The 21382-nt window shown below is 38.8% G+C and carries 18 protein-coding genes; 10 read left to right on the top strand and 8 right to left on the bottom strand.

The window, feature by feature from the left end; translation table 11 throughout:
• Positions 1-9 precede the first annotated feature (9 nt).
• Together menC and X953_RS15440 are read left to right on the top strand one after the other, a co-directional pair.
• A complete protein-coding gene (gene menC, locus X953_RS15445) occupies positions 10-1119 on the top strand; it encodes an o-succinylbenzoate synthase (protein ID WP_040957170.1) in 1110 nt (369 codons plus the stop codon).
• A 101-nt stretch (positions 1120-1220) separates the two neighbouring features.
• Positions 1221-2306, top strand: a complete 1086-nt coding sequence (locus tag X953_RS15440; RefSeq protein ID WP_040956378.1) for a membrane protein — start codon at positions 1221-1223, stop codon at positions 2304-2306.
• Positions 2307-2495: 189 nt separating this feature from the next.
• Here the strand turns inward: X953_RS15440 and solA are convergent, their stop codons facing one another.
• The 3 genes from solA to X953_RS15425 all read right to left on the bottom strand — a co-directional run bounded on the left by solA (position 2496) and on the right by X953_RS15425 (position 6535).
• Positions 2496-3665, bottom strand: a complete 1170-nt coding sequence (gene solA, locus X953_RS15435; RefSeq protein ID WP_040956377.1) for an N-methyl-L-tryptophan oxidase — start codon at positions 3663-3665, stop codon at positions 2496-2498.
• A gap of 18 nt (positions 3666-3683) precedes the next feature.
• Positions 3684-4934, bottom strand: coding sequence for an FAD-binding oxidoreductase (locus X953_RS15430; protein ID WP_040956376.1), 1251 nt, complete (start codon positions 4932-4934; stop codon positions 3684-3686).
• Positions 4935-5110: 176 nt separating this feature from the next.
• The gene (locus X953_RS15425) at positions 5111-6535 is read right to left on the bottom strand and encodes a sodium:solute symporter (protein ID WP_052350161.1); all 1425 of its coding nucleotides are present in this window, start codon (positions 6533-6535) and stop codon (positions 5111-5113) included.
• Positions 6536-7072: 537 nt separating this feature from the next.
• On the opposite strand from X953_RS15425, the gene X953_RS15420 reads away from it, so the two are divergent.
• Both X953_RS15420 and X953_RS15415 read left to right on the top strand, forming a co-directional pair.
• On the top strand, positions 7073-8032 hold the full coding sequence (locus X953_RS15420) for a ParA family protein (protein WP_052350160.1): 960 nt from the start codon (positions 7073-7075) through the stop codon (positions 8030-8032).
• Positions 8025-8609, top strand: a complete 585-nt coding sequence (locus X953_RS15415; protein WP_040956375.1) for a hypothetical protein — start codon at positions 8025-8027, stop codon at positions 8607-8609. Before X953_RS15420 ends, X953_RS15415 begins: the two co-directional genes overlap by 8 nt.
• Positions 8610-8694: 85 nt before the next feature.
• Here X953_RS15415 and X953_RS15410 read toward each other — a convergent pair whose 3' ends face one another.
• The 5 genes from X953_RS15410 to X953_RS15390 all read right to left on the bottom strand — a co-directional run bounded on the left by X953_RS15410 (position 8695) and on the right by X953_RS15390 (position 15277).
• Complete coding sequence (locus tag X953_RS15410; protein WP_040956374.1) at positions 8695-9735, bottom strand: M14 family zinc carboxypeptidase; 1041 nt, start codon at positions 9733-9735, stop codon at positions 8695-8697.
• A gap of 478 nt (positions 9736-10213) precedes the next feature.
• A complete protein-coding gene (locus tag X953_RS15405; protein WP_040956373.1) occupies positions 10214-11473 on the bottom strand; it encodes a glycosyltransferase family 2 protein in 1260 nt (419 codons plus the stop codon).
• Between the two features lies 1 nt (position 11474).
• Positions 11475-13229 carry a DUF2334 domain-containing protein gene (locus X953_RS15400; protein WP_040956372.1) on the bottom strand — a complete coding sequence of 585 codons (1755 nt, stop codon included), beginning with the start codon at positions 13227-13229 and terminating at the stop codon, positions 11475-11477.
• 212 nt (positions 13230-13441) lie between these two features.
• On the bottom strand, positions 13442-14617 hold the full coding sequence (locus X953_RS15395; RefSeq protein WP_040956371.1) for a hypothetical protein: 1176 nt from the start codon (positions 14615-14617) through the stop codon (positions 13442-13444).
• Between the two features lie 303 nt (positions 14618-14920).
• Positions 14921-15277, bottom strand: a complete 357-nt coding sequence (locus X953_RS15390) for a hypothetical protein (protein WP_040956370.1) — start codon at positions 15275-15277, stop codon at positions 14921-14923.
• A gap of 156 nt (positions 15278-15433) precedes the next feature.
• Between X953_RS15390 and X953_RS15385 the strand changes: the two genes are divergently transcribed.
• The 6 genes from X953_RS15385 (at position 15434) to X953_RS15360 (ending at position 21056) form a co-directional block, all read left to right on the top strand.
• On the top strand, positions 15434-15664 hold the full coding sequence (locus tag X953_RS15385; RefSeq protein WP_052350159.1) for a hypothetical protein: 231 nt from the start codon (positions 15434-15436) through the stop codon (positions 15662-15664).
• 398 nt (positions 15665-16062) lie between these two features.
• Positions 16063-16443, top strand: a complete 381-nt coding sequence (locus tag X953_RS15380; protein ID WP_040956369.1) for a hypothetical protein — start codon at positions 16063-16065, stop codon at positions 16441-16443.
• Positions 16444-16640: 197 nt separating this feature from the next.
• Positions 16641-18734, top strand: coding sequence for a T7SS effector LXG polymorphic toxin (locus X953_RS15375; protein WP_040956368.1), 2094 nt, complete (start codon positions 16641-16643; stop codon positions 18732-18734).
• 6 nt (positions 18735-18740) lie between these two features.
• Positions 18741-19226, top strand: coding sequence for a hypothetical protein (locus X953_RS15370; protein ID WP_040956367.1), 486 nt, complete (start codon positions 18741-18743; stop codon positions 19224-19226).
• Positions 19227-19632: 406 nt separating this feature from the next.
• Positions 19633-20607: an HNH/ENDO VII family nuclease gene (locus tag X953_RS20290; protein ID WP_232217741.1), complete on the top strand. Its 975-nt coding sequence runs from the start codon at positions 19633-19635 to the stop codon at positions 20605-20607.
• A complete protein-coding gene (locus X953_RS15360; protein ID WP_040956366.1) occupies positions 20607-21056 on the top strand; it encodes an SMI1/KNR4 family protein in 450 nt (149 codons plus the stop codon). Before X953_RS20290 ends, X953_RS15360 begins: the two co-directional genes overlap by 1 nt.
• The last annotated feature ends 326 nt before the right edge of the window (positions 21057-21382 follow it).

The following is a 21382-nucleotide window of genomic DNA, read 5'->3' as shown; positions in this document are numbered from 1 at the left end:
TGTATTTTGATTCCAATCAAACAAATTAAATTACATAAATTAAAAATGAAGATGAAGCATCCGTTTACAACTAGCTTTGGCACAATGCAGGATAAGGAGTTTTTCATTACAGAAGCAATTGATGACAGGGGAAACCGTGGATTTGGCGAATCGGTTGCTTTTACCAATCCATGGTACAGTGAGGAGACAGTAGAAACGAACTTACATATGATGCGCGACTTTCTCATTCCGATTTTGCAAGAGGAACCAATCGTTCACCCTGATGACGTGTCAGCACTCTTTCAGCCAATCAAGCGAAACAACATGGCGAAGTCGGCTTTAGAAGGAGCAGTCTGGGATTTATATGCGAAGCAGAACGATATGACACTTGCTACAGCACTTGGGGGAGAGAAAAAGGAAATTGATGTTGGTATCAGTATTGGAATTCAACCATCTGTAGAGAAGTTAATAGATACAGTCGGTGACTTTGTTGCCCAAGGATACAAACGCATTAAAATAAAAATCAAGCCTGGTTGGGATGTAGACGTCCTTCGTCAGGTTCGGGAAAAGTTCCCCGACACGCCAATAATGGCAGACGCCAATTCCGCCTATACGCTGGCAGACTTGGAAAGTTTAAAAAAACTCGATGAGCTTGATTTGATGATGATTGAACAACCGTTGGCCCATGACGATATTATCGATCATGCTACACTGCAAAAGGAAATGCAGACACCAATTTGTCTGGATGAAAGCATTCATTCATTGGAAGACACAAGAAAAGCCGTCGAGCTTGGGAGCTGTGAAATAATCAATATCAAAATTGGTCGTGTAGGTGGATTGTCAGAAGCCAAGCGCATTCATGACTACTGCCGTGACCACGGTATTGATGTTTGGTGTGGCGGCATGCTGGAAGCAGGAGTAGGTCGTGCACATAATATCGCTCTCACCACATTGGGAGGCTTCAATCTGCCTGGGGATACGGCTGGATCGTCAAGGTATTGGGAAAAAGATATTATCAAACCGGAAGTTACGGTAGAAAATGGATTGATTTATGTTCCGGAAAAGCCAGGCATTGGTTACGAGATCGATGATGCTATCTTGAACCAATTTAAAGTAGAAGAATATGTTTTTGATTTTTAAGTGGTAAAACTTGAATATATATGGAAGAATCTCGCCAATTTAAATGGCGATTTTCTTTCAGCTACAATTAACTAAAAATTCAGTAAGGTGGAGGCTATATAATGAAGACGAGTTTGAAGATTGCCGGTGCTTACATTGGACTGCTAGTCGGTGCAGGATTTGCATCAGGTCAGGAAGTGATGCAGTTTTCCACCAGTTTTGGCTGGAAAGGGTTGATTGGGAGCGGTATTGCCACACTATTATTTGCTTTTCTAGGCATGCAAATTATGCAAATCGGCTCCGATCTGCAGACAGTGTCACATAAGGATGTCATTTATCACATTTGTGGAAAATATATTGGTTTTGGAATTGATATTTTAGTTACTTTCTTCCTCTTTGGTGTTGCTACAGTGATGCTTGCAGGGAGTGGATCCATTTTTCAACAACAGTTCGGCATTCCCTCCGTGGTTGGGGCCTTCATTTTGACAGTATTGGTGATTCTGACTCTCCTGTTGAATGTAAAGAAAGTCATCTCCATTATCAGTATGGTTACACCATTGCTCCTTGTTCTTATATTTGCCATTACCTTGTATGCTCTGATCGCAAATGACACGGATATGAGTAAACTAGGCGCTGCTGCGAATGACCAGCCTTCTGCGGCACCGAATTGGCTGTTGGGTGGTTTCTTGTATGTATCCTATAACATTGCCGCAGGGATTTCGATGCTGGCGATTATCGGTGGTACGGTAAAGGACAGGAAAGTGGCCGGTTTTGGCGGTATGCTTGGCGGGCTGGGGCTAGGTCTGTTGCTATTTCTGATCAATGGGGCAATATTCATGAATGCCGACAAAATCCAAGGTGCAGCTATGCCCACATTACTGTTGGCAACAGACTTGTCACCAGTGATAGGAATACTTATGACGGTGGCTTTACTCGGTATGATATACAACACGGCAGTAGGCATGCTTTATGCGTTTACCGCGAGATTCTTCCAACCGGAAACACCCAAGTTCAAGGTCAGTATGATCATCATCTGTCTGGTGTCCTTTGGTGTAAGCTTTATCGGATTCATTCAATTGGTAGGTTCCGTTTATCCGATAACGGGTTACCTAGGATTTGTACTGATTTTGGCCATTCTGTTTGTGTGGATTAAAAATAGCAGGCAAAAACGTTCGGTAGGGATAGAGGCTAGAGGGGAGGCGTTGTAGGAGGGGACGAGAAGGAACATGGGGGCGGCCCTCCTGCCCCGATTTTTGTAGATGTCAAAAGCACAAAATCTTCTGGAAGAGAAAAAAGGGAGAAAGAAGCTCATAAGATATTCAACCAAGTGAGCTTCTTTTTAGTGGCTATTTTGTGAACAATAAAGTTTTGTATAACTTTGTCACTAATGGTTGCCTTCACCACAAGTACTGATTCTTAATCTTTCCAGAATTCACCTTGGACTTGCCGGGAATGGAAAACTTGGAGATGTCATGTGTTGTACTCTTGTTAATAGCAAGTTGGCTTAATATCTCACCAATGACACTACTATATTTAAATCCATGTCCGGAAAAGCCACCTGCAATGATTATATTCTCCGATTCAGGATGGAAGTCGATGATAAAATCTTTATTAGGCGTTTTAGTTATCATACAAGTTTTTCCATAACTGAATTTATTGGCTGCTCTTGGAATGAATTTTCCTGCAAAGTTTTTTAAATCATTTTCATCACTCGAATACTTCCCGAAATCCTGTGTCATTTGACCTGGGTCAACATCCCTTTCAGAATCATTCCTTCCAACTTTTACTCCCTTTCCATCTACGTCTGGAAATCCATAATATTTTTCATTAGCCACATTAAAGTAGAAGCATGGTAGCATAGGTGGTTGGAAGGAAGTGTCAATGGTTCTAAACCAACCAAATGTTTTTCGGACAGTTTGAAGAGGTAACCCCAATGAATGGAGTATTTTCCCCGTCCATGCTCCAGCTGATACAATAACTTTTTTTGCATGATATGTGCCTTTATTTGTTTTTACCGTTGCGGAACTATCTATAGAATTAATTGACTGAACAATTGTGTTTGTTTTTAATGTAACTGGATAATGCTTGCTTAACTGCTTATATGCTTCAATACATTCCTGGTTAAACAATACACCGGAAGAGGATTCGTAGTAACCAGTAAGCTCACTTGCTATAGAGAAACTTGGCCATCTTTTTTGAATTTCGTGAGCTGATAATTTTTCTAAAGGTAAGGAAAATTCCTTCGCCCGCTTAATAGTTTCATTTATAAAAGTTGCATTTTGATCTCCTACTAACAGGGTACCTGTAGGAAGAAATAGAGTCTTCCCTATTTCCTCTTGCAGTTCATACCATAGCTCTTGAGCCCTCAATGCTAATGGTACATATTGTCTCCCTTCAGCTGAAGCATGGCGAATGAGTCGGGTGTCTCCATGATGGCTCCCTTTATTGTGAGGTGGATCAAACGCATCAATTAATAAAGTATTAATCCCATTTCTTCCTAAATAATATCCGGCAGCCATACCCATGGAGCCAGCACCAATAATAATTACGTCATAGTGATTTTTCATATGGAAAACCTCCCATCTTTATCTACTAAACCGCCCGGGTGCAAAAGGTTCTAGATTGAAATCGGACCGACCGTTACAAATTAAATCTGACATAACTTTACCAGTTACTGGAGCCATGGAAACACCGACCATCCCATGACCAGTTGCCACAAAAGTGTTTTCAACGTTAGGTACCAACCCGAGTACAGGAAGTCCATCAGGAACCATTGGTCTCATACCAGTCCACTCGACCTCGTTTACTCCCTGCACTTCGTCTGTTAGGTACTTGGATACAGAATTTCTGATACCTTGAATCCGTTTTTTGTCTATAGTTAAATTAATTCCAGATAACTCCATGGTGCCACCTATTCTGGTATACTCCTGAAAGGGACTGATACCTGCTTTTGTGTCACCTAAATACATAGGATGTGAAAATCTAACTTTTGGATTTTCTATCGTAATACTGTACCCTTTACCAGCTTGAATGGGGAGATTATAATCAATGAGCTTTGCCAATTGCCCTGACCATGAACCAGTTGCTATTAGAAATGTATCTGCTTCAAATCTTTCTTCGTTACATTTTACTGCTACCACGGTACTCCCCACTTTTTCCATTTCGGTTACTTCTTTGTTACACAGTAGTTTAACTCCCATGTCCCAAAGCTTATTGATAAAAGAATTAGCAAGTGTTTCAGGGCATAAATGACGTTGTTTTTCGAGTAATAGACCTCCTATCACGTTACCGGAAATATTAGGCTCTAATTGCCGTACTTCATCTCCTGATAGAATGGTAGGCGTCTCATGGCCATATACCTTCGAGCTCTCTACAAACTTTGCTTTCGTTTGCTCTAACTCTTTTTCATTTAAGAAGATAAATAGCATTCCTTTTTGATGCATCTCAAATTCTAGGCCGTCTGCTTTCAAAGCATCATAGAATTCAAATGTTTTGCTGCTAAGATGATGTAATGCATCCTTGCCTGCCTTGAAATCTCCTTCATTACAATGTGTCATAAACTGACCCAACCACCCGGACAACTTAGGTGCCGCAGAAGGCTTAATATATAAAGGACTATCCTTTTTCATCAGCCATTTAATTGAAGACCCTACTAACCCTGGTTCAGGTACAGGAGTGTGTAAGGCTGGACAGACCCAGCCTTGATTCCCTCTTGAGCAAGCTTCTGCAAAATTTCCCTTTTCCAAAATGGTAACATCATATCCGTTTTTTGAGAGATAATAGGCGGATGAAAGGCCAATTATTCCACCACCGATCACGATCACTTTTTTCTTCATTTAAATTGCCTCCAAATGATAGTTTTTATAAATAGATGTGCCACCTATTTATTTCTGGCGTGTTTTATCCACCCGATGATTACTGTTAATGCTGAAAAATAACAAACTGCTATAGAGAAATACACTAAAATATCCCAAAAGCTCATTTTTAGTCCTCCTTTAATAAAATTGCATGGTTACATATTTGGCTTTAGTAATTTATTTGATGTCATATGATGGACAATCCAGAAGACGATAAGATTAGTAACAATACCAATTACAATTGCAGGAAAACCAAATGGTTCGTTAAGAATATTCAGCCAAAGGATGGTCATAAATACACCTGACAAAATGGCAGGCGCACCTGCAGCAGGCGATACTTTCCTTTCCATTGCCTTCCCCCAAAGTAGGGCAATTGCCATTGGTGGAAGTATGGAGGGTGCCCAAAGCTGGAATAAGTAAAGCATTAAGTTCATCACATTAGGTATAAATAAAGAAACAATTACTCCACCGAACCCTACCAAAAGTGTGGTATATTGTGTCCATTTCAACATACGTTTATCATCTGCATCTTTATTAATGAGAACTTTGTAAATGTCCTTCGTAAAAATGACAGCGGCTGTATTTAAAATAGAGCTGCCGGTAGACATAACAGCCGCGATTAAGGCCCCGAAAACAAGTCCTATAACACCGATAGGAAGGTATTCCATTACAAAATTAACAAACACCATATCTCCTTCCATGGTTGGGAAGATGATAAATCCGATCAGACCAATTACCATAATGACGATAGTGAGGAAAATATACATAGTAGCAAAGGAAACAGTACTCCATTTAGTAATACTGGAAGACTTGGAAGCTGCGTATCTTTGTATATAATGAGGAGCAAGAGCTTCACCAAGAAGAAAGCTAAGGAACGTGGATATGAAAATACCTATTGTCCAGGGGCCACCAAAGAAGACTAGATGCTCTGGATTGATTGAAGAAACTTGTTCGATGATAGGCGTCATGCCGCCCATTTTAGTAACCCCGATGGCGGTAGCAGTTGCGATTCCACCGACCAATAGAATAAATTGAACGGCATCTGTATAAACAACAGCGAGCATTCCACCTGCCCACGTGTAAGCGATGGTAACAGCAGCCCCTATAATTGTTAAGGTAAGGAAAGGTAAACCTATAATAGGCTCTAGAATACGACCTAATGCGAGAGCTTGTACACCGAAAATACCAATCATAAATATAAGAGAGAAGATACTGGAGATCAGTTGTCCGGAACGGCCGAAATAAAAATACATGATGTCTCCAATGGTATGGACGTCTTCCATCTCACGGATGCGGGGCGCAACAAAAAAGCCGATTAATACCTGACTTATTACGACACCTAACAAGGCTAGAAATACGACGATCCCTGTTTCATAGACAAAAGAAACCCGGCCCACAGTGGCTCCACCACCAGCAAGAGTGGCTCCAATAGTTGCAAAGATTAATGCAAAGGGCATTGTTCTTCCTGCAACAGAATAGTCATTAAAGCTGGAAATCTTTTTCATTGTAAAGTAGCCAATCCATAGAACAATAATAAAGTAAAAGATAATTAACGATAGATCAAGTAGACTTATTGCCATTTTTAAACCTCCCTAGAAATTTTTTTATTAGGAAAGTGTACGTTGGAAGATGGGAAATGATTCGTATATTTGATGATTGGTTATTTGATAATTTAATAATGCTTATAAGTGATTTCTATTATTGGGTTTTGGGATAAACAGATGTTGCTTTGGATCTAGTACGTAATGTAGAGCGTTAAAGCCACTTATTTAAGTCTAGGTACTTCTGCTCTTATACTAAATAGGAATGATGTAACAAAGGGTGCGTACCTTCTTACCTTTATCACATATCAATGATAGTTTTATAAAGTTTACAGGGAGCATTATATTTATCTAGTAGATATAACTAGTACAGTTAGTATTAATTTGAGCAATTTTACATAATTATTGTTTAGTCCATATTGATTTTCAAGCAGTGTTCTTACACTTCTTCAATAATTACACCAAACATTTTGTCCCTAACCACTCCCCCCAAACAAACGCAAATATAATCCCGAATTTCTCCCTCCAACAATGAAAGTTGTCATGTCACCTCGCATATATATTTAACTGGTGAACATGAAGGGGGAGAAGATTATTGGGGTAATTTCGGTTATGAATTATAAGGGTGGTGTTGGTAAAACCACGCTCTCAGCTAATATTGCGGCAGAGTTGGCAAATAGAGGGAAGCATGTGTTGCTCATTGATCTGGACCCACAGACGAATTTGACTTTATCGTTTATGCGATTTGAGGAATGGTTGGCACTTGATCGGCAGGAGCGAACAATCAAGCATTGGTATGATGACTTTTTGGATAGAGATGGAGAGGTTTCGCTTGGAGATTTGATTGTTACACCGTATGTTGTTAACCAGCGATTAGATAATAATCGAGGCAGGATTGATTTGATATGTTCACATCTTGAATTAATTCATGTCGATATGGAGCTTTCAAGCAGACTGGGAGGGAACACAGATCGCACAATTCGTAGCAATTATTTGAGGGTGTTATCAAGATTACGTATGAAACTGGATGAAATAAAAGATGGGTACGATATGGTCCTGATCGATTGTCCGCCGAATTTCAATTTGGTCACACAAAATGCCCTTGTCGCCAGTGATGGATATGTGGTGCCGGCAAAGGCAGATTACTTATCAACATTGGGAATTGATACACTAATACGTCATGTTCATACATTGAAAAAGAAATATAACCGTTTTTGTGAGGAAGCAGACCATTCGATCGAGAAGATTGACCCACAAGAGCTCGGTGTCGTATTCACGATGATCTCCTTCTATAGTGGGGAACCAATTGCTACACAGCGCGAATATATGAACCAAGTAAAAAGAGATCATACTTGTTTTCAGAGTTATATGCGTGAAAATAAAACCTTATTTGCCCCAGCTCCAGAAACTGGTATACCTGTCATACTAACAAAGGGTCAGACCACATTACAGGAAAATATACGAAATGAAATCAAGCAAATTGTAGATGAACTGATTACTTTTCATGCGAATTACGGCGGACAAAAGCATGAGTAAACGAGATACAGAAAAGGTACTTCGAATCGCGCTGAACTTTTTAGAAGGGTTAACTATGGAGCAATTTCAAGAATTAATAGAAGGAAATGCTGAAATTCACTATAAGGTAAAGGAAAAAAGGTACCTGAGGGAGATAGAAAGAATAGAGCGGGAAGCAAGGCAAACGACGGATGTAGAAAAGATCTTAGAAGGATATACGAAAAAGGATTTGTTGCAATTTTGCGGTGAGTACAACTTACCAATTAAAACAAGGGATACCAAAAAAGTGATCTATCAAAAAATAGCATCACATTTTGGTATTACTGATTCGGGGGGAGATGAAAGTAACAGGATAACTGGTGGGGATCAGTGGAAACCAATGGAAGACGCGCTACGCAACAGTAGCACACTGGAAGAAGCAAAGGAGCTCTTGCTGACCCAGGATGCCCTTCGGTTAAAAAAAGACATCGTTGCTTTTGCCAAATACTTAGGCGTTTATGTTAATCAGAGATACACAAAGCAGGAGCTATTGGAACGGATTGTGAACTCAGTTGTCGGGAGTGGGATCAGAGGGAAGGCGATGAGGATGGAGTATTGATGTGAAGGGTGGGAAATCCGCCTCTAACCCGCCTCATTAAAACACCCCAGCAGGAATTCCTGCTGGGGTGTTTGTATCCAATTCATTATTCCGTTGGGCGTGTGTTTTGTACTTCTAATGTATCCCAGAAAGAAACGTCTTTTTCATTAATAGAGCCGTTCGCGATTGCTTTTGCTGTGGACTCCATAGTAGTAACGGCTTGTTTGATTAGGTAACCATTCCCTTTTTGTCCAAGTACATAAGATTCGTAGGAGTGATCTGCCATGCCGCGAACCTCAAATAATAAGGTGGAAATACCATATTCGACGGCAAGCCCGTTTCGGCTGATAGTTTCCGCTGAACCACCGGCATATTTACCAAGGTGTCCCCAGCCCTTTGGTTCAATTGCATCATAGACAACTGCGCCCAATTGCTTGGACTTTTGTAAGACATCTGGATCCACATTTTCTGTGGTCGGATGCAGAATAGAACCGGAAACAAGCTCACCGTTCTGTTCACTATGTGCGCCCTGGTGATGGAGATCAATCATATAGTCAATATCATATTTACCAAGCACATTTTCATGCAACGCTTTTGTTTCGGGCTGTTCCCGGTTAATGTGATCCCTGTTAAGGTCGACACCGTTGGCATTGTAGCGAGTCAGATGGTGGTCGCCATCAGCAACATAATCATCAAGTGAAAAATTTACATCGCCTGCAGCTCCATCCGGATTTAATCTTGGTACAATAAGAATATTCACACCGTCTGCCAGCTTTTTCATTTTTCCAGTTCCCATTTCCTTGATGAATGTAAGGGCTCCCTCTGTGTTCAATGCCTCATTCCCATGTTGCTGGGTCAAATAGAGAATGGTAGGATTGTCTGGGTTTGTTATATATTTAACAAGATATAAATCACGACCTTTTACCGATTGCCCGATTACTTCAAGCTCCATATTATCCTGTTTCATTTCCTGTTCCTTTAAAAATTTACCCATTTCAGCATGGGATGTATAAATAGATGTCTGCACAGATTCATTGCCACCATAGTTTGGTCCATTTCCAACTGCATGAATGGGAGGTGATGATATAAGCGTAGTACCAAGTATCATCGTTCCTGTTAATGCTACTGTTATCAACTTTTTTCTCATTCTATTTTGCCTCCTGGTATGATTATTTTTTGTGTTTTATTTCATTGTAGTTCTTACTATGCTGACTTTACTTGACCTGAATTGTGTTAATCTCTTGTTGAAACATTGCTAGATTTAACATTGTTTGAGGTTTATTATGCTATCTTGTCATTCATGTTGGTTAAAGCGCTTTCAAATAACTGCTTCACCTCCACGTTTATCGTAGTCAATATATCTCTATCCTATCTATTTCGTATCCTGAAGTATATAGGCTATCCGTATTAAATACTGATAATTCTAAAATAAAATACATCCTTTGTCCTGAATCTTTTATATTAAATTTAGATTTTAATATACTTAAAAGGCAGGCAGCAACCCACCATGGGTTATTTTCATTCCAATCTATAGCTCCATAAGAAAAGCCTCGTAGAGTTTTTATTTCTACAAGGCAATCCATCTTCTTATTAAATCTATCTCTATTTCAAAGCGGAGATCTTTTTTAATCTAATTTTCCTTTGAACCGTTGTGTTTTGTACCATGTGACCTCTTGTTTAAAGAGGGTTCGTTTCATCTCTTTACATAAAGAATATAGCATGAGACCTAGCCAAAGCTGTGAATAGACAAAATACATTAGTACTACATGGAGGAGATTTCTTCTATGAAGTTGGCCTTTTTCCATGCTTAAGGCTAAAAGAACTTCTGTAACGAACAATAGAAATCCTAAAATTAACAATACATAGGAGACAAGCCCAATTGATAAGTTGAAATCAAAAAATAAACGCAGCACAAATAGAATGTGAGATATGAGTATACCACCCAAAAATAGAAAATAGGTTAATAGAAAGTAGATGAGATCGATTACTATTCGTTTTCTTTTTAATTTATGAAACCGTAATAAGTACTTTTGGATAACATAGATATTTCCGCATGCCCATCTTGTTCGTTGTTTCCACCATACTCTAAAGGTTTCAGGTTCCTGCTCCCATGTCACTGCTGTCGGGATAAAGCGTATGTAATGCCCCAAATTATATACGCGTATACTTAACTCTGTGTCCTCTGATAATGCTTTTACATCCCAGCCACCTAATTCCTCTAGCACAGATCTTCGAATTGCGAAATTGGTCCCGGGTATCGATGTAATTTTAAACCAAAACCATCTACCTGCTTGGGCTAACCATTGAAAAGTAATTGTTTCGATATTAATAAATCTGGTAAGTAGATTTTTGTTATGATTAATTACCCTGAACTTACCAACTACTGCAGCAGCTTTTTGATCCTTTTGTAACTCGAGAACCAGATTCCTTACCGCATCCGGCTCTGGCGTGTTATCTGCATCATAAACAACAATAATCTCTCCGGAAGATTGTCTCAATCCTACATTCAAAGCACCGGATTTGCCTCTTCCCGCAAATGGAGGTTTATTATGAATTACGTTAATGAATTCATATTTACTTGCATATTCATCTGTGATCGTACCTGTTGCATCCATTGAGTTATCATTAATAATAATCACTTCTAATTTGTCTTTTGGGTATTGAAGACGTACCATCGATTTGATTGTCTCTTTAATAACCATTTCTTCATTATGTGCTGGTATGAGAATGCTGACGATAGGTAAAGAAGTGTCATCTTTTGGTAATGAACGATTTACTTGCTGATGTTTTATTGAAAATAAATAACCGCCCAGCATGAGGAACAGGTGATAAAATAACATAAGCCAAATAGTAAACAATGAACTATACAGGAAAAACTCAATCAATTTAATCCCCCCTTTTTACATAACGCTTACGGTTAATGAGTGTAAGATAAACAAATGCCAACACGGCTAAACCTCCAATGACAGCGAAGCCCCAAAGCATTTTTAAAAGGATAGCCTTCAGATGATAGCTTAAGTAGTCCCATGAAGACATAAATAGTCCCATGCGCTTCATGTTGACCGTAATATTGCCTTCTTTCGCCTGAATATCTACATGCTCGGTCTGGACATTATGATTCATTTCTTTTAAGTCGATCCAATTAATATTTGGAAGTTTCTCCATTTCCTCAATAAATTCCTGAAATACCTCTACACCTAAATACGGGTGAAAAAATCCTGCCACCATGCCATTTCTGACAATTTGGTGCTCTTTTGCATTTTGTATCATCTTGTCTAAAGCCAATGGGTCTTCCGGGTCGACATAGCCGATTGTTTCGGGTAGGAGCTGCATACCATGAAGGAAGCTTGGTGTTGTTATATAAGGAGCCGCAGCCATTACTTTCCAATCCTGGTCGCTGAGCTGCAGTTGGCCGACATAGGTGGAAAAGTACTTGGACGTTATTTGATACCCTTGTTGTGACATTGTGTAATGAGGAGCTTCAAAGGCTAGTGGATATAATCCGTAGTTTGCTAATTCCTCAATTCCCTTTGTTAATCGTTCTTCAATATAACTTTTTTCGTGTGTCTTTTGTTCGTGAAGATATTGCTCATAATCTGATACAGTATTAAAATCATCTTCGGTTTTTATTATTACTTCTTCATCTTGATTATGGTAAATTGGCATATTATTTTCGGTATCCCAAAATTCAAAGCCTTCTCCAGTTTCACTTAACCTAAATTGATGTGTATAACCATGCAGGACAATACTACCGCCATTTTTCTGCATGAATTTTAATGTTTTAATTAGTTCAGGTGAATCCGAGAAGTGATGTTGCTCTTTCGTTATCGGGTTTGTATAGACAGGGATGACAGCTATCATATAAGGAATATTTTTTTCTGCCAGTATTTTGGCAATACCCATGAGATGGTTCGGATTGACCATTGGATGAACGTCTTCAAGCCTGATATAGCCAGGGTGAGTGTCCACATTCATAGCTGGAGGTTCCCCGAAAACTTCGTAAAGGGCATTGGCAACAAATATAGAAAGTGGGTGCTGTATTGTAGTAGCAGCCAAATAGTAGGTGTTTTGTTTTCTTAAGAATAAGGGGTACTCTTTCTTTTTCATATGCCCGGTTAAAAGGATTTCGGTCTGTTCATCCTCCGTAATATTAATATATAGAATGGATGTAGGATCGAAGGGTTGTTCTTTAGTTGGATTGTTCATTTGGGTTATCCGTTCAATTTCGGCAGTATTGGAAATCCACTCGATGTTGTCGAATCGTTCTCCAAATTGATAGGCATTATAACCGATGGAAACAAACGTACCTTTATAGGATGAAATCATCTTGATGAAGGATTCGGGAAGTATTTCTCTTTGTTGCCCATAATAGAATACATAATCCGCTTGACTGAAATCCATCTCCTTAACTTGTGAAGCTGGTTTAAACGTGATGTTTGTAGAGAAATGACCAAGTAACATATCTAGCATTCGTTGGTGTTCATCTATTTCCTCATTAACTGATGAGTAGATGACGATAATTTTAGGGTTATTTTCCTGCATGCTATCTTTTGCTTGGACACTTGTTATACTTAAGGGCATGGTTATCAGCAATGCAATAAAGCAAAAGTAAAAACTCATCTTGCGTTTTTTTTGGCCCACGATCACACCTCCTTATGAACTTTTATTAATAACTTGTACTCTCATTCTATGGGGATATTGGATAAAAAATGATACATATTTACCAGGACTTTAATCTTGCTTAGTCGGGTTAATATAGAGTTATGTGGAGTAGTGAGTTTTCGAATAAAAATAACAAACGAAAAAACTCTTTTAGCCGAAGCCAAAAGAGTTATCATGTATATATTATTAAGTTAATCATTAGAAATGCTTTTGAGAAGCTGCCGCTTAATCACTCGTTCTGTTGGGGAGTGTAGGGGAGAATAATCGACACCGTTAAAGTCCTCTTCTAGTGTTACAGCCCACCAGTATATTCCTTGGGAAAGGGGTTGTAATTCATTAAATGTGGCTTCATAGTAATTGGATTGGGCTTGCCAATTTAATTTTCCATTCGGTATACTCCAGGCATATGGTTGGCGGTGTGCTCCTTCAACTGGAATCATTCCAGCCTCTGTGATAATAATCGACTGTTGAACAGGTAGACTTTCCCATATATCTTTCCATTGTTTCCATGCCTGTTCTAAATCCTTGATACCTGCCTTATCCGGTGCATTTAAAGGGAAGTAAGCGTCGATTCCAATATGATCTAATAGTGGAACGAATTCAATGGAAGAGATATGTTGAATCGTATCCCAGTTAAAAGAATAAATCAACTCTCCTTTATACTCGTTGCGCAATTCGCCAATAAGATTTACCCACTCCTCGCTATAGCGATGCTGCATTGAGTTAAGCTCTGTACCAATATTTAGAACATCGACATACTGACTTTCAGCTAATTCAGCATAGGTTTTCATTACTGATTGGTAACTGAGAAACCATTTATCCGGGTTTGTCGGTTTGATTTGTCCTCTCCAGTGTCCTGATGACATGATACTTTTTTCATCTAATATAGGACGAAGCATGACACTTAATTGTTCTGCATGAGCATATTTGATAAGACTTGTTAATTCGTGGAGCGAAGGTGTTTCCACAGGGTTCGTTGTAACCTCATTCGCCTGCCAATCGTCCTGATAGAGAGGAAATGTAATAGCAACACTATTTATCCCTAATGTACGTAGATGCTTTAATACACGTTGAGCATAGGAAAGATTAGGATGGCCATATACTAATAGATTCATGCCTGCTTGAAATTCATTTCTATCATATTTCCGAAATACCCTAGGTTCATAGACTTTTTTATTCTGTTCCTGATTATGTTGGAAACCTTCTTTCATTTCTTCACTCTCTTCCCCGGTTAAATCGGAATTTATATGCTGGTACTCGGCATTGTTTTCCGGAGATTCTGTTGAGGAACGCTGCACTAGCCAAGTAGCATACCCAAGTAAAGCAATTCCAATAAAAATGATCAAAAGTTTACTATGCCCTGACACAGATTACGCTCCTTTTAGTCAAATTGAACTACGACGGTCCAATTAAATATATGTGTCGTTTTAATGGAGTAGAACTTTTTGGGGGAGCGATGTCAATCTGCTTTTTTGTGCAAGACCACAGGAATTAGTATTATTAAATCGAGTGCTTATAATGTTAATGACATCATGAAATCTTTGCCATATTGAATTGAGAAACAGGATAGCTAGAAAGGAATTTATAAATGCTAAATTAAATGCTAAAATAATAAATAGACTTGTGAAATAGAAATTCTGGTCATTTAACCCTGCTATTTACACTATTCTTTATTCCACATCCCTAACCTTCAACACCCACCAAATCAACACAAATTGTAAGGGTAAGCGCAGCCATAGGGCATATGCCGGAACGCTGAATTTTTCTGGTGTGAATGCCATATAGATGTTAACTGGAAACACGAGTACTAGAAATATGGTAATGAAAATCCCGGCTGTTTTTCTCGTGGACGGGTTTAATAGAGTGATTGCTAGTACGATCTCCACAACACCTGATAAATAGACAATGGCTGTGCGAAAGGGAACCCATTCTGGCATAGCAGCTATGAAGAAGGAGTCTAGTAAAAAATGTCCAATTCCAGCAAGGATAAAGAGGGCGGCAAATAAATATAGTGCAATTTTTTTCATGTGGTATCCTCCTGACTTGTTGCTCGTGTTTATTGTAACATGTGTAGAATATGGGTGTGCTTGAGGGGGCCTGATACTTGCCGAATTCTAGAAAATACTATTTCTTTAATAATAAAATAGAATTGCATATAATGGTTTTAATAGGAGGTGAATAACGTGCAAAAACATGAATTAAATGAGATTCATCATGCCTTAAAACAATATTCAGGGGAAATAACAGGGAAAATTACTGAACTTGAGGAACGAATGGATGAACGTTTTGAACGTCTTGAAACTAAATTCAATAGCACAAGAGCAGCACTAATAGAGACACAAGAAACAGTGGACTTTCTCTCCGGTAAAACTGTGCAACACGAGAAGACACTATATAATTTCCTCCATCCATAACATCCCATACTAGAATTTTTTTCTATCGTTAAATCTTATGTAAGCAATCGTTTAAGATCAGGTTCTGACGTGGTTCTTCTTTTAACACCTCACCACTATAATCGTCTCAAACATAAACAAAGGGGGCAAGTACAGTTTGAAATCCTTTGTTCACTTTACAGAATTTATTCCAGCCCCAATGTCTACGTCTACTCTCTGTTTCTGTTTCTGTTTAGGTATGGCCCACTTTTAGAACACTTTTAGGCACTCTTTTCTGCCTCTATCAGGCACATTTTTACACCTTATCACTCGTCATGATCATTGTTTCTACTCCTTTAAGAAATAACCATTATTTATGCCCCCATTCTCCATTTTCCTACGATATTAGATATAAAAGCATTTCTTTAGGAGGTAGAAGGATGGATTATATTAAACAACTGAATGAATTTCATGAAAGGATTGATTTGGAGCCCATTTCCATACAAGCACGGTCACTTTGGATTACTTTGACCAATATTCATGAAAAACTGTTGTGGCGAGAGTCTTTTGTTGTGTCTTCTTCCAAGCTCCAAGTCAAGGCAGGGTTGTCGCAAAGGGCATTCAAGCGAGGTCGAGAGGAACTGATATACAACGGGTTTATCCAAGTAACTTTCGGAGATAGTAACCAATCTGCGGTCTACCGTATGGTTCAATTATATTCTGACCTGCAAAGCATAAAGTTGGGAAGAAGAGTAATTGTGAACCACAAGATGAACCACAAAGTGAGCCCATTAATTAAACATAAACAAAAACTAAAATAAAAGAAAAGAGAAGAAGCTGCTGCTATCGTTCGCATCATACAAAAGTCCTGATTTTTAAAAGATAAGTGTTCATTTTCTAGGTAAAAGGATTTGTTTGTTACGAAAACAATTCTCTCCCTTGCTTTGTTGCCTTATACTATTGGTATAGGAAATATAAGGAAATAAGTTGGGAGGGGAAGCATATAAAAGTTCTCAACGTGGAGCAATTACATAATGGATTGGATCAGACGGTAAAAGATGTTAATGACTTCGGACCTCAAGTCAAAGAATTAGAGCAGCGTATGCAAGCATTAATAAATTTAGAAGATTCATTTCAGGGAAAAGGCGCTCAAGCGATCAAGTCTTTTTATGAAGAAGCTCATATGCCATTTCTGTTGCTAATGGAAGGGATGCTGACTGACTTTGCAGAGACGATCGGTCAAATCAAGTCCTCGGTGCAAGCGTTTGAATCGAATGAAAAGGGCGTCATTCATGAGCAATTTTTACAGGAGAATGTGGAGCAGGGGCTTACAACGGCGGAAAATGTTACACTATCTTTAACAGATGAAGCCAATGCGCTCATCGATGAAGTCAAGGATATTGTGGTCCTCCCAGAGATTCAAGAAGAAGATTTTCGACAACGGATCAAGCAGTCCCGTAATCAAGTGGATCATACCTTGGAAAATCTGTATGCCCTCGATGAAGAAAGTACAGGCAAGCTAGAAAAGATGGACCAAGATCTCCAGACGATGAAAACCTATGTAGAAAAAATTTCCGGGTTGTTTCAGAATGGGGATTTGCGTGTTGCAGATTATGAGGTGAAGCAGCTAAGTACGTATGATTTTCATCAGGAACTGGTAGGAGCCGTAAAGGAAAAGGCGAATAACAATACCTTTTCCTTGGATGTTTTCCTCGAATGGGGCGGAAAAAAGGTTCTTTCCCGTTTTGGTTCCCTTGGTGATGTTGCCATTGCATATATTCAGGAAAGGTTTTCTATGCGAACAATGAATTACAGTGTTCGTGCGATGAAAGCAGTACTGGCAGCGACAGGCAGCCACATTACAGCAGCTGAATTTACGACTGTGAAAGATCAGGTTGTGAAGGAAGTAGCCGTTTCCGATTACAAATCGGAATGGCAGGGCACGTACCTGACCTTGGCTAATGGCCGAATTTTGCGGAAGTATACCGACACAGCCGGGGAAGTGCAGTATCAGTTTGTGGAGGAGATACCGGAGACTCGGGAGCAAAACGCTTTTATGAAAACAATGGATGCCTTTGGTGAAATTGGCCAAGACGTTTGGGATGCTACCGGACAACGCGCGGACAAGATGACAGATTCCTGGTATGATTTCGGTAATTACATCACGTATGGAGCAGTTGAGGCGGGAAAAGGCATGTATGAGGGATATATGCATCGGGCCGATAAAATGTTCGATTCGACGTATGATTTGTTCAATGCCTTTTCCTTTGGCGCAGGAGATATGATTCAGGGAGCAATCAATCCTGAGGAAAACTTTTCGAAAGAGCACTGGCTCAATAGTATCGGTCTTGCGGGAATGGTGGTTGGCGCGAGGGTACCTGCAGGAAGAGCTGGTAGTGCGCAGAAAGCAACGGTGAATAAGGTGGATGGAGTAAAGAAGACGCCCGATGCTACTCCTAAAGCGAAACCGGACGCAGAAAAAATGACTATCCCAACCATCCAAACCCTCACAGGGAAGCTTAACTGGTTTAAAGCACATTTGCCTGAACTGCGAGTTGTGCATGATAGTACGGGTGGACAGCATTATGTGTTTAGTAAGCGTGGGGATGGCGCGGTTTTAAATAGACATTTAGGCTACACTAGAGGTTTTGACGTAGAGCCTAAATATAGCTCCTATGACCAAAGGGTAAAGACTACACCCGTTAATAAAGGGGACTGGAGCAACGAACGAGCAGAATCGTTATTTATCTCAGATAAGACCGGAAAAATACAGAAATATCTTGATGAAGCAGGTGTAGATGGAGTTGAGTATAAAAATGGGATGCCAGACTTTTCCCCATTTTCCAAAGGAGAAATCAAATTAGCAAACATGACTAATGATAGAAAATTAAATTTTTCCACTGCTGATAAAGAATTAGCAGAAAAATGGAGTACACAGGAGCAAAAATGGACTGCAGAAGATGTAGCTGATTGGCGAGAAGATAATAAGTATACTTGGCATGAACTTAATGATTTAGAAACAATACAATTGGTACCTAGCGAAATTAATAGAGTTTTCAAACATCTAGGCGGAGTTGGAGAATATAATATAAAAGTTAAGTTAAGGGAGTAGTTTGGAATGAAGATGATTAATGATGATTTATTTGGGAAACTTGAGTATAAAAATAATTTTTGGAGAGGAAAAACGACTATTAGAATGTTTGAGTCTAAGAAAGAAATACGCTTAAGTGTAGATGCACATGAAGATGCTGATTTTTCCAAAATACAGAAAGAAGCATTTCAAAATTTTATTGATAATATGGAAGATATTATAAATGAGGCAGAAAAACAAGTATATGAATACTATGAGGATAACTATGAAGAGTATAGAGACATGTTAGGGAATAAATTAGAGGCTGACAACTTCGCACCGAAAATTGAAACAATCCCAGAGTTAAAAAAATTAGTAAAACCAACGGAATTAATTGTAAGAAGAGTAAGGAAAAATGGAAAAAGAAGACTAGGCTTGATTTGCGATGTCTCTTGGGATATCGAAGATGGTTTAGGAATAAAAATTGAAAATGAAATTGTAGAAGAAGTAGGTTATCAGGATATTGTACTATAACTTCTCAATTTTATTACTTGCTTTTTGACCTTGAATGACTATAAGCTCATTCGAGGTTTATTAATGTTTGAATAAGCAATTAAACTTAAATGTCATGTCCAATTATACGAATCAGAAACTATATATATTTTCAAGCGGCACTGGAATGAAAAGAAATGAAGATACAAGAACTGTTGACTGAGGAAATAAAAAAGAGTAATCTCTTTACTTTGATAAAAGCATAAAATTTAAAAGAACAAAGCACCAACCCTTTAACCTTGAGTCTCCCATATACAAATCGGAATGGCAGGGCACGTACCTGACCTTGGCTAATGGCCGGATTTTGCGGAAGTATACGGATACAGCCGGGGAAGTGCAGTTTCAGTTTGTGGAGGAGATACCGGAGAGTCGGGAGCAAAACGCCTTTATGAAAACAATGGATACCTTTGGTGAAATTGGCCAAGACGTTTGGGATGCGGCCGGCCAACGTGCAGACAAGATGACAGATTCCTGGTATGATTTCGGTAATTACATCACGTTTGGAGCAGTTGAGGGCATCTATGAAGGATACATGCACCGAGCTGATAAGATGTTCGATTCGACGTATGATTTGTTCAATGCCTTTTCCTTTGGCACAGCGGATATGATTCAGGGAGCCATCAATCCTGAGGAAAACTTTTCAAAAGAGCATTGGCTCAATAGCATCGGATTAGCAGGCATGGTGGTTGGCGCAAGAGTACCTGCAGGAAGAGCTGGCAGTGGAACGAAAGCAACGGTAAATAAGGTGGAAGGAGCAACGAAGACTCCGAATGCTACACCGAAACCGAAACCGGACGCTGGAAAAATGACCATCCCAACGATCCAAACCCTCACTGGGAAGCTTAACTGGTTTAAAGCACATTTGCCTGAACTGCGAGTTGTGCAGGATAGTACGGGTGGTCAGCATTATGTGTTTAGTAAGCGTGGGGATGGGAATGGTAATCTTAGGGAATATAAAAATTATAAGTCAGTAGAGTATAATGGAAATACTAAAGTTAATGGAAAAGTTAGAAACACTAGCAGAAGGGTTTATCAAAGGAAAGACATAGATTACGAAAGAGTTGATCCAAAGACTGGCAAAAATAACTATCAATTAATGAAAAGTGGAAAACCACCAATTTGGAAAGATGGTACTAAAATAGAACTTCACCATTTAATTCAAAGAGAACCTGGATCCATGGTGGAACTCCCGAGTAGTATGCATAAGGAATATGATAGAATATTGCACGGTTTAGTGGAAAATGGCGGGAGTTTTAGAAATGATCCCGTTTTAAAAAAACAATATGAAAATTTTAGAACGAAGTATTGGAGATGGAGGGCTAAAGAAATAGATATTGGCGAAAATTATAAGGGGGATTTTTAATGAATAAAAATAAGCTAATTAACCTTATTAATGAAAATAAAGAACCAGATGATTTTACAGGAGGAGTAGATGAAAGGCAGATTAATTTAGTTCAGGATACTCTAAATTTAAAATTGCCGGAAAGTTATAAGTGGTTTTTAAGTAATTATGGATCTGGTGGTTTATTTGGAGTAGATATTTTAGGGATAGCAAAATCTAATATTGCTACTGTTATTATTGAAACAGAAAGTTATAGAAATTTGGGAATTAATGATAATTTAGTAGTTATTGAGGATATAGATGAATATGCTTATTGTTTAGATACAAGCAAAATGGCGAGTAATGAATGCCCGGTAATAGCTTGGGATAAACAAACAGGGCTGGATGACTACAATACCGCAGAAAATTTTTATGAGTTTTTATATCAAAGGCTACAGGATGCAAAAGAAGCTTGGGAAGAAGATTTTTGATATAGTAATCGATTAATTTATATAGCTAACAATAAAGCACTTGCTTGTCTTATGAGGCAAACAAGTGTTTTTTTCGATACAAATAAAGTGCAAATTTCACATTTAATCATCTGTACTGTCTCCACCTTAATTTTTTAAAGTGTTGACGCGAGTGCGAATAAAACTTTTACTACACTATGAGAAAAAATTAAAACAAAAATAGACTTAGCATTACTTCTTGAATGGAAAAATACTAGAGAATATGGGTAGTAATTAGAGTACCTAAGGATACAGTATTAAATATTGGGAGGGCTGAACAACAGTTTACGTGAAGTATGGTTGGATTG

The sequence above is a fragment of the Virgibacillus sp. SK37 genome (genome assembly GCF_000725285.1).
In the GTDB taxonomy this organism is placed as follows: domain Bacteria; phylum Bacillota; class Bacilli; order Bacillales; family Amphibacillaceae; genus Virgibacillus_Q.
This window is presented reverse-complemented; position numbering and strand designations above follow the sequence as displayed.